Source organism: Cupriavidus sp. FW305-F7 (assembly GCF_058782875.1).
This window is the reverse complement of sequence record NZ_JBYSYC010000051.1, coordinates 42627-52513: the sequence shown is the minus strand read 5'-3', so window position 1 is coordinate 52513 and position 9887 is coordinate 42627. Positions and strand designations below refer to the sequence as shown.

The 9887-nt window shown below is 66.0% G+C and carries 10 protein-coding genes; 1 reads left to right on the top strand and 9 read right to left on the bottom strand.

What is annotated here, in order from left to right; genetic code table 11:
- The 8 genes from AC3WL8_RS33405 to AC3WL8_RS33370 all read right to left on the bottom strand — a co-directional run.
- Positions 1-1166, bottom strand: a 1166-nt coding sequence (locus AC3WL8_RS33405; protein WP_492379717.1) for an acyl-CoA dehydrogenase family protein, incomplete at its 3' end; no start/stop codon positions are given.
- Positions 1167-1275: 109 nt separating this feature from the next.
- Positions 1276-2211, bottom strand: coding sequence for an electron transfer flavoprotein subunit alpha/FixB family protein (locus tag AC3WL8_RS33400; protein ID WP_013955866.1), 936 nt, complete (start codon positions 2209-2211; stop codon positions 1276-1278).
- An 18-nt stretch (positions 2212-2229) separates the two neighbouring features.
- Complete coding sequence (locus tag AC3WL8_RS33395; RefSeq protein ID WP_013955865.1) at positions 2230-2979, bottom strand: electron transfer flavoprotein subunit beta/FixA family protein; 750 nt, start codon at positions 2977-2979, stop codon at positions 2230-2232.
- A 219-nt stretch (positions 2980-3198) separates the two neighbouring features.
- Positions 3199-3996: a MetQ/NlpA family ABC transporter substrate-binding protein gene (locus AC3WL8_RS33390; RefSeq protein WP_013955864.1), complete on the bottom strand. Its 798-nt coding sequence runs from the start codon at positions 3994-3996 to the stop codon at positions 3199-3201.
- A 46-nt stretch (positions 3997-4042) separates the two neighbouring features.
- The gene (locus tag AC3WL8_RS33385) at positions 4043-4696 is read right to left on the bottom strand and encodes a methionine ABC transporter permease (RefSeq protein ID WP_010812940.1); all 654 of its coding nucleotides are present in this window, start codon (positions 4694-4696) and stop codon (positions 4043-4045) included.
- Positions 4686-5720 (bottom strand): methionine ABC transporter ATP-binding protein, encoded by a 1035-nt coding sequence (locus AC3WL8_RS33380; RefSeq protein ID WP_114132306.1) that lies wholly within the window; start codon positions 5718-5720, stop codon positions 4686-4688. The genes AC3WL8_RS33385 and AC3WL8_RS33380 overlap by 11 nt, the downstream gene beginning before the upstream one ends.
- A 164-nt stretch (positions 5721-5884) precedes the next feature.
- On the bottom strand, positions 5885-6688 hold the full coding sequence (locus tag AC3WL8_RS33375; protein ID WP_492379716.1) for an enoyl-CoA hydratase: 804 nt from the start codon (positions 6686-6688) through the stop codon (positions 5885-5887).
- Positions 6689-6700: 12 nt separating this feature from the next.
- On the bottom strand, positions 6701-7624 hold the full coding sequence (locus AC3WL8_RS33370) for a histone deacetylase family protein (protein WP_013955860.1): 924 nt from the start codon (positions 7622-7624) through the stop codon (positions 6701-6703).
- Between the two features lie 149 nt (positions 7625-7773).
- On the opposite strand from AC3WL8_RS33370, the gene mltB reads away from it, so the two are divergent.
- Positions 7774-8880 carry a lytic murein transglycosylase B gene (gene mltB / locus AC3WL8_RS33365; protein ID WP_013955859.1) on the top strand — a complete coding sequence of 369 codons (1107 nt, stop codon included), beginning with the start codon at positions 7774-7776 and terminating at the stop codon, positions 8878-8880.
- A 69-nt stretch (positions 8881-8949) separates the two neighbouring features.
- Here the strand turns inward: mltB and cysM are convergent, their stop codons facing one another.
- A complete protein-coding gene (cysM, locus tag AC3WL8_RS33360; protein ID WP_013955858.1) occupies positions 8950-9852 on the bottom strand; it encodes a cysteine synthase CysM in 903 nt (300 codons plus the stop codon).
- Between the last annotated feature and the right edge of the window lie 35 nt (positions 9853-9887).

Here is a 9887-nt window from a genome sequence, read left to right as displayed (position 1 = left end):
TCGTAGAAGGCCTGGTTCTGCCTGCGCACGGCCTCGTCGGGATGCTGGTGCGCCGCGTCGCTGGCGGCCGCGGCCACATAGGCCACGGCGCGTGCGCCTTCGGTCAGCGCGCGCATGGTCATCAGCATGCGCTTGACGTCCGGGTGGTGGATGATGGTTACCGCCTCGCGCGCCGAACCATCGACCGGGCGGCTCTGCACGCGTTCGCGCGCAAAGGCAACCGCCTGCTGGTAGGCGCGTTCGGACACGGCGATGCCCTGCATGCCGACCGAGAAGCGTGCCGAGTTCATCATGATGAACATGTACTCAAGGCCGCGGTTCTCTTCGCCGACCAGCGTGCCGATGGCGCCGCCATGGTCGCCGAACTGCAGCACGGCCGTGGGGCTGGCCTTGATGCCCAGCTTGTGCTCGATCGACACGCAATGCACGTCGTTGCGCTCACCGGTGCTGCCGTCGGCGTTGACCATGAACTTCGGCACGATGAACAGCGAGATGCCCTTGACGCCCTCGGGCGCGGTGGGCGTGCGGGCCAGCACGAGATGGACGATGTTCTTCGCCATGTCGTGCTCGCCGTAGGTGATGAAGATCTTGGTGCCGAACACCTTGTAGGTGCCGTCGCCCTGCGGCTCGGCACGGGTGCGCACCGCGGCCAGGTCCGAGCCGGCCTGCGGCTCGGTCAGGTTCATGGTGCCGGTCCACTCGCCCGAGATCAGCTTCGGCAAGAAGGTCGCCTTCTGCTCATCCGTGCCGGCCGTCAGCAGCGCCTCGATGGCACCATCGGTCAGCAGCGGGCACAGCGCGAACGACAGGTTCGCGCTGTTCAGCATCTCGTTGCAGGCGGTGGCGATCAGCTTGGGCAGGCCCTGGCCGCCAAACTCCTGCGGATGCAGCACGCCCTGCCAGCCGCCCTCGCCGAACTGGCGGAACGCGTCCTTGAAGCCGGGTGTGGTGGAGACCACGCCGTCCTTCCAGCTGCTCGGGTCCAGGTCGCCGGCGCGGTTCAGCGGCGCGACCACCTGCTCGTTGAACTTGGCGGCCTCGTCCAGCACGGCCTCGGCCGTTTCCGGCGTGGCTTCTTCGAAGCCCGGCAGTTTGCTGACGGCCTCAAGCCCGGCCAGCTCGTTCATGACGAACAGCATGTCCTTGATCGGCGCACGGTAAGTCATCGATGTCTCCCAACATGTATGAAAAAGCCGTTCGCGGGTCACCCCCGGAACGGCTCGTTACTTGCTACCTGCGGCTACCCGTGCCGGCCGCCGGGCGGCCGGCGAGGCATCAGCCCAGTGCTGCCACCAGCTCCGGCACCACGGTGTTCAGGTCGCCCACCAGGCCGTAGTCAGCCACGGAGAAGATCGGCGCTTCGGCATCCTTGTTGATCGCGACGATCACCTTGGAGTCCTTCATGCCGGCCAGGTGCTGGATCGCGCCGGAGATACCGACGGCGATGTACAGCTGCGGCGCGACGATCTTGCCGGTCTGGCCGACCTGGTAGTCGTTCGGCACGAAGCCGGCGTCCACGGCAGCGCGCGAGGCACCCAGCGCGGCGCCCAGCTTGTCGGCCAGCGGCGTCAGCACCTTGGTGTAGTTCTCACCCGAACCTACGCCACGGCCACCCGAGACGATGATCTTGGCGGCGGTCAGTTCCGGACGGTCGCTCTTGGCCACTTCGCGCGAAACAAACTGCGAAACGCCTGCGTCGGCCACGGCCGGCAGGGTTTCAACGGCGGCCGAGCCACCTTCGGCGGCAGCGGCGTCAAAGGCGGTGCCGCGCACGGTGATGACCTTGATCTTGTCTTCCGACTTGACCGTGGCAATGGCGTTGCCGGCGTAGATCGGGCGCTCGAACGTGTCCGGGGCGTCGACCTTGGAGATTTCCGAGATCTGGGCCACGTCCAGCTTGGCAGCCACGCGCGGCAGGATGTTCTTGCCGTACGGGGTGGCCGGAGCCAGGATGTGCGAGTAGTCGTTGGCGATGGCCAGCGCCTGCTCGGCCACGTTCTCGGCCAGGCCGTCACCGAAGTACGGTGCGTCGGCCAGCAGGACCTTGGTCACGCCGGCGATCTTGGCGGCGGCGTCAGCCGCGGCCTTGGCGTTGGAACCAGCCACCAGCACGTGCACGTCGCCGCCGCACTGGGCAGCGGCGGTCACGGTGTTCAGCGTGGCGGCCTTGATGGATTGATTGTCGTGTTCAGCAATGACGAGTGCAGTCATGTTATTTCTCCCCCGCGCTCAGATAACCTTGGCTTCGTTCTTCAGCTTCTGCACCAGCGTCGCGACGTCCGGCACCATCACACCCGCGCTGCGCTTGGCAGGCTCGACCACCTTCAGGGTCGACAGGCGCGGCTTGACGTCGACGCCGAGGTCTTCCGGCTTGACGATATCGAGCTGCTTCTTCTTGGCCTTCATGATGTTGGGCAGCGTGACGTAGCGCGGCTCGTTCAGGCGCAGGTCGGTCGTGACCACGGCCGGCAGCTTGAGCGACAGCGTTTCCAGGCCGCCATCGACTTCACGCGTCACCGAGGCCTTGCCGTCGGCAACCACCACCTTGGAGGCGAACGTGGCTTGCGGCAGGCCAGCCAGCGCGGCCACCATCTGGCCGGTCTGGTTGGAGTCGTCGTCGATGGCCTGCTTGCCCAGGATCACCAGTTGCGGCTGTTCCTTGTCGATCAGCGCCTTCAGCAGCTTGGCCACGGCCAGCGGTTGCAGGTCTTCGTTCGATTCCACCAGGATGCCGCGGTCGGCACCGATGGCCATCGCGGTGCGCAGGGTTTCCTGGCACTGCGTGACACCGCACGAGACGGCGATCACTTCGGTGGCAACGCCCGCTTCCTTCAGGCGCACGGCCTCTTCCACGGCGATTTCGTCGAAGGGGTTCATGCTCATCTTCACATTGGCCAGATCGACGCCACTGCCGTCCGCCTTGACGCGGACCTTGACGTTGTAATCCACCACCCGCTTGACTGCGACGAGTACTTTCATGCGCTCACTCCACTGATAGCTGATAGTCAGAAATTTTGTTCGCTCGTCATTATAACCACCGGGTTGGCGGCTCTCCTGTTTTTCGAACGATCGTACTATTTTATCGGCAAAATGATGCCGGGCATAGCCCGGCAGATCCCAGCCGTCCAGCGATTGTGCCGCAAACTGGGGCTTGCGGGCATCGTCTGATTGGATGAAAACCTCAAAGTGACGTCGGGCTTACCAAGCGGTAATGACCGAGTCCTTGAAGGTCGATGTGACGTATTGCTTGATTTCCGGCGAGTGATAGGCCTTCACCAGCTTGGCCACCCAGGGCTTGTTCTTGTCGGCCTCGCGGATCGCGATCAGGTTGGCGTACGGACCCTTCGGGCCTTCGATGGCGATGGCGTCCTTGACGGGCGACAGGCCGGCCGATTCCGCGTAGTTGCCGTTGATGGCGGCGGCATCCAGGTCATCCAGCGAGCGCGGCAGCTGCGCGGCGTCCAGCTCGACGATGCGGATCTTCTTCGGGTTCTCGACGATGTCCAGCGGCGTGGCCTTCAGGCCGGCGTTGGGCTTGAGCTTGATCACGCCCTTGCTCTGCAGCAGCAACAGGCCGCGCCCGCCGTTGGTGGGATCGTTGGGCACGCCCACGCGCGCACCCTGCTTGAGCTGGTCGAGCGACTTGATCTTCTTGGAGTACACGCCCATCGGGAACGTCACCGTATAGGCGATATGCGTGAACTTGTAGCCGCGGTCCTTGATCTGGGCTTCCAGGTACGGCAGGTGCTGGTAGCTGTTGGCGTCCAGGTCGCCGGCAGCCAGCGCGGCGTTGGGCTGGATGTAGTCGCTGAACTCGACCACCTGGATGTTCAAGCCGTCCTTGGCGGCGACCTTCTTCACCTGTTCCATGATCTGGGCGTGCGGGCCGCCGGTCACGCCGATCTTGATCGGCTTTTCCTGGGCGACGGCGCCGGTGGCCAGCGTTGCGCCGATCGCGGCGCCGAGAATCCATTGCAGCAGGTTGCGACGTTGCATGATATGCGTTCCTGTTTCAGAAAATAATTGTCTTGGCGTTGACGGATTAGCGGTGGCTGATACGGCGGACAAGCCAGTCGCCGAAGCTCTGCACGGCCTGCACGAACACGATCAGGATCACCACCACCGCCACCATGACCTCGGTGATATAGCGCTGGTAGCCGTAGCGGATGCCCAGGTCGCCCAGGCCGCCGCCGCCGATCGCGCCCGCCATGGCCGAATAGCCGACCAGGCTGACAAAGGTGATGGTCAGGCCGGCGACGATGCCGGGCATGGCCTCGGGCAGCAGCACCTTCCACACGATCTGGCGGGTGGTGGCGCCCATCGACTGGGCGGCCTCGACCAGGCCCTTGTCGACCTCGCGCAGCGCGCTTTCCACCAGGCGCGCGATAAACGGGATCGCCGCGATGGTCAGCGGCACGATTGCCGCGGTGGTGCCGATCGACGAGCCGACGATAAAGCGCGTGAACGGGATCACCACCACCAGCAGGATGATGAACGGGATCGAGCGCACCGCGTTGACCACCACGCCGATGCTGCGGTTGAACAACGGGTGCGACAGCACGCCGCCGCGGTTGGTCAGGTGCAGTAGCACGCCCAGCGGCACGCCCAGCAGCGAGCCGACCACGCCCGAGATCGCCACCATCAGCAGGGTCTCGTTGAACGAGGTCAGGAACAGGTCAAACATTTCAGACCACATGCTCGAACTCCTCCACCACGACGCCTTGCGCCTGCAGGTATTCCATCGCCGCCTTCACGTCGGCCAGTTCGCCCGTGGCCATGATCGCCAGCGAGCCGAAGGCCTGGCCCTGGATCTCGTCGATATGGCCGTGCAAGATATTGAAGTCCAGCCCGTAGCGGCGGATTGCCTGGGCCAGCACCGGCTGGTCCACGCCCTCGCCGGTGAAGGCCAGGCGGTAGACGTGGTCGCGCCCGTTGCCCAGCCGGCTCTCCACGCGCTTGAGCACGCTGGCCGGCAGCTCCTGCGAGATGACGTCGCCGATCATGGCGCGCGTGACGTCGTGCTGCGGGCGCAGGAATACGTCGATCACGCGCCCGGTCTCCACCACCTGGCCGGCTTCAAGCACGGCCACGCGGTCGCAGACCTGCTTGATGACTTCCATCTGGTGCGTGATCATCACGATGGTCAGGCCCAGGTCGCGGTTGATCTGCTTGAGCAGTTCCAGGATGGAGCGGGTGGTTTCCGGGTCCAGCGCGGAAGTGGCCTCGTCCGACAGCAGCACCTTGGGCTTGCTGGCAAGAGCGCGTGCAATGCCCACGCGCTGCTTCTGCCCGCCGCTGATCTGCGCCGGATAGCGGTCCTTCAGCGCCGACAGGCCCACCAGGTCCAGCAGCGGCAGCACCGTCGCGGCGATCTCGGCCTTGGGCTTGCCGGCCAGTTCCAGCGGCAGCGCCACGTTCTCATACACCGTGCGCGACGACAGCAGGTTGAAGTGCTGGAAGATCATGCCGATCTCGCGGCGTGCCAGGCGCAGCGCGCCCGTGTCCAGCGCTGTCAGTTCCTGGCCCGCGACGATCACGCGGCCGCTCGAGGGCCGGTTCAGCAGATTGATGGCGCGTACCAGCGTGCTCTTGCCGGCGCCGCTGCGGCCGATAATGCCGAAGACTTCGCCCGCCGCTATCGACAGGCTGACGTCCCGCAATGCATGCACGTCGCCAGACGCGCCCGGGAAGCGCTGCGACAGTCCTTGCAGTTCGATCATGGAAAGGTGACCAAAAGAAAACGGCAACAGGCGAGGGATCTCCAGCGCTGTTGCCGCTCGTTATTTTTCTGAAGCGCGTATTTTAGGCGATTCGCTTCATACCATAAACGACTTTTTGCCGATGTCTTTATACGTTCCCGGCATATAAGAAGCGAGAAAGTCGATTATGAGCCACGCCAGGACGGCGAACGCTTGTCAATGAAGGCCTGCACCCCCTCCAGCGCCGACTCGTCCATCATGTTGCAAGCCATGGTCTGGCCGGCGAGCTGGTAGGCGGCCTCGATGCCCATTTCCAGCTGGCGGTAGAACAGGCCCTTGCCCGCGGCCACCGCGGCGGCCGGCTTGGCGCAGATGCTGGCGGCCAGGCGCGCCACCTCTTGGTCCAGCTGCCCAGCGGGCACCACCCGGTTCACCAGCCCGCGCTCACGGGCGGTTTCGGCGTCGATCATGTCACCGGTCAGCAGCATCTCCATTGCCTGCTTGCGGTGCAGGTTGCGCGACAACGCCACCCCGGGCGTCGAGCAGAACAGGCCCAGGTTGACGCCGGATACCGCAAAGCGCGCATCGTCGGCGGCCACCGCAAGGTCGCACATGGCCACCAGCTGGCAGCCCGCCGCCGTGGCGATGCCCTGCACGCGCGCAAGCACCGGCTGCGGCATCTTCTGGATCACCATCATCATGCGGGTGCAGCGGTCGAACAGGCGCCGGTAGTAGTCGTGCGACGGCGAGGCCCGCATCTCGCGCAGGTCGTGCCCGGCGCAGAAGGCCCTGCCGGCGCCGGCCAGCACCACCACGCGCACGGTGTGGTCCGACGCCAGCCGGCCGAGGGCCTCGGTCAGCGCGTCGAGCAGCCCTTCTGACAGCGCATTGAACGCCTGCGGCCGATTCATGGTCAGTCGCACCACGCCCGCGGTGTCGCGCACTTCGGTCAGCAGCGGCGCGTCCACGCGCGCATCGTTCTCGGCCATGGCCATGCTCTCCTATCGTTCCAGCAGCACCTTCAGGTGCGCCAGCACGCTGCGGCCCAGCGCGCTCAGGTTGTAGCCCCCCTCCAGGCAGCTGACGATGCGGCCCTGCGCATGGACGCGCGCAAGGTCCACCAGCTGGCCGGTAATCCAGGCGTAGTCCTGCTCCACCAGGCCCATCTGGCCCAGGTCGTCCTCGCGGTGCGCATCAAAGCCGGCGGAGATAAACAGCATCTGCGGGCGGAATTCATTGAGCCGCGGCAGCCAGATGGTCTCGACCACTTCACGCACGGCCACGCCGTTGGTATAGGCCGGCAGCGGGATGTTGACCATATTGGGCGCGAGATGCTCGGTGCCGCTGTACGGATAGAACGGGTGCTGGAAGATGCTGCACATCATCACCTGCTCGTCGCCGCGGAACGCCGCTTCGGTGCCGTTGCCGTGGTGCACGTCGAAATCGATGATGGCCACGCGCTCCAGGCCGTGCGCCCGCAGCGCGTGGCGCGCGGCAATGGCGACGTTGTTGTAGAAGCAGAAGCCCATGGCGCGGTCAGGCTCGGCGTGGTGGCCGGGCGGGCGCACGCAGCAGAACGCGTTCTCGAACTCGCCCGCGATCACCGCATCGGTGGCCGCCACCGCCGCGCCCGCGGCCAGCGTGGCGGCGGCAAGCGTGTGCGAGTTCATCGAGGTATCCGGATCGATCGCGTGATAGCCGCTGGCCGGGCTGGCGCGTTCGAGCGAATCGACATAGTCGGGACGGTGCACGCGCTCCAGCTGCTCGCGCGTGGCGGGCGGGGCTTCGCGGCGCTCCAGCAGCCCGTCCAGGCCGTGCGAAATCAGGTGATCCTCGATCGCCTGCAGGCGTTCCGGGCACTCAGGATGGAAATGCCCCATCTCGTGCCGCTGGAACTCGGGGTGCGTGTAATAGCCTGTCGGCATCTCTTATCGTCGCAATGTTGTCTCCAATCGCTACGTTAGCACACGCCAGCCCATGCCACCCAGCGGCGCTGGCGCGCCATGCCGTGACGGCTTGCCCGTAGTTGCCGCAGTGGCATCCGCTATACTCGGTGCGACTTGCAAAGGACATCATGACCGACACCCAGCGCTCACTGCGACGCCCCCTGCTGGGCGCCGCGCTTTCCGCTGCCGCACTCGGACTCTGCGGCCTCTCCCCCAGCCTGCTCGCCGCGGGCAAGCGCCGCGTCAGCATGCGCGAGGAAGAGATCGAACCCGGCCGCTACCGCGACAATCCGCAGACCCGCGCGTTTATCGACGAGATGGTGGCCCGCCACCGCCTTGACCGCGGGATGCTGCAGGAGTGGTTTAGCCAAGCGGTCTATTCGGCCACCGTGGTGCGGCTGATCATGCCGCCCGCCACCACCGGCCGCAAAAGCTGGCGCACCTACCGCTCGCGCTTTATCGAGCCGATCCGCATCAACGCGGGCGTGCGCTTCTGGCAGGACAACCGCGACACGCTGCGCCGTGCCGAAGCCGAGTTCGGCGTACCGGCCTCGGTCATCGTCGGCATCATCGGCGTGGAAACCATCTACGGCCGCGACATGGGCACCTTCCGCGTGCTCGACTCGCTGTCCACGCTCGCCTTCGACTACCCGGACACGCCCAACCGCGAAGCCCGCAGCACGCTGTTCCGCAACCAGCTGGCCGACTACCTGCTGTGGTGCCGCGACACCCGCACCGACGTGTACTCGGTGCTGGGCTCCTTCGCGGGCGCGATCGGCATCCCGCAGTTCATGCCGACCAGCCTGCGCGAATACGCCATCGACTACGACAACAACGGTCGCATCGACCTGCGCAACAGCCCTACCGATGCCATCGGCAGTGTCGCGCGCTTCCTGCAGCTGCACGGCTGGGAGCCGGGCCGCCCGGTGGTGTGGCGCATTGCCGGCGACGCCGGCAGCCTGGGTGTCGCCACGGCGGCGGCCGACGGCGAGCCATGGCCCACGCGCACGCTCAACCAGCTGACCCGCGCCGGCTTGCGCGTGGACGAGCCGATCGACCCCGTGCGCGAAGGCGAGACCGGCGTGCTGGTGGTGGACCTGCCAACCCCCGACCAGCCGACCGAATACCTGCTCGGCCTGCGCAACTTCTACGTGCTGACACGCTACAACCGCAGCTTCTTCTATGCGCTGGCGGTGTACCAGCTGGGCGAGGCGGTCAAGGCGGCGATGGGTTGACGCCAGCTGCCCGCCAAAGCAAAAAGGCCTCGCAATTTGCGAGGCCTTTCTTGTTGGGACCGGTTCAGGTCACGCCGGGAACACGCCGGTCGACAGGTAGCGGTCGCCGCGGTCGCACACCACGAAGACGATGGTGGCGTTCTCCACTTCCTCGGCAATGCGCAGCGCAACACAGAGCGCGCCGGCCGCCGAAATGCCGCAGAAGATGCCCTCTTCGGATGCCATGCGCCGCGCCATGTGCTCGGCGTCGCCCTGGCTCACCGGCTCGGTGCGGTCGATGTAGCTGGCATCGTAGATCTTGGGCAGATACGCCTCGGGCCACTTGCGGATGCCCGGGATGCGCGAGCCGTCGGCCGGCTGCGCGCCGATGACCTGGATCTCCGGGTTCTGTTCCTTCAGGTAGCGCGACACGCCGGTAATGGTGCCGGTGGTGCCCATCGCCGAAACGAAGTGGGTGATGCGGCCGTCGGTATCGCGCCAGATCTCCGGCCCGGTGCCCTCGTAGTGGGCCTGCGGGTTGTCCGGGTTGGCGAACTGGTCGAGGATCACGCCCTTGCCGTCGCGCTCCATCGAATCCGCCAGGTCGCGGGCGTACTCCATGCCGCCCTTGACCGGGGTCAGGATGATCTCGGCACCGTAGGCCGCCATGCTCTGGCGGCGCTCGAGGCTCAGGTCCTCGGGCATGATCAGCACCATCTTGTAGCCGCGGATGGCGGCTGCCATGGCCAGCGCGATGCCGGTATTGCCGGAAGTCGCCTCGATCAGGGTGTCGCCCGGCTTGATGCGCCCGCGCGCCTCGGCCCGGGCGATCATCGACACCGCGGGGCGGTCCTTGACCGAACCGGCCGGGTTGTTGCCTTCGAGCTTGCCGAGGATCACATTGCCGCGCGCGTCGTTGGCGGCACCGGGGATGCGCTGCAGTCTGACCAGCGGCGTGTTGCCGATGGTGTCTTCAATTGTCTTGTAGGCCATGGGGCGAGGGGTCGCGAAAGGGGGTCGCAAACGGG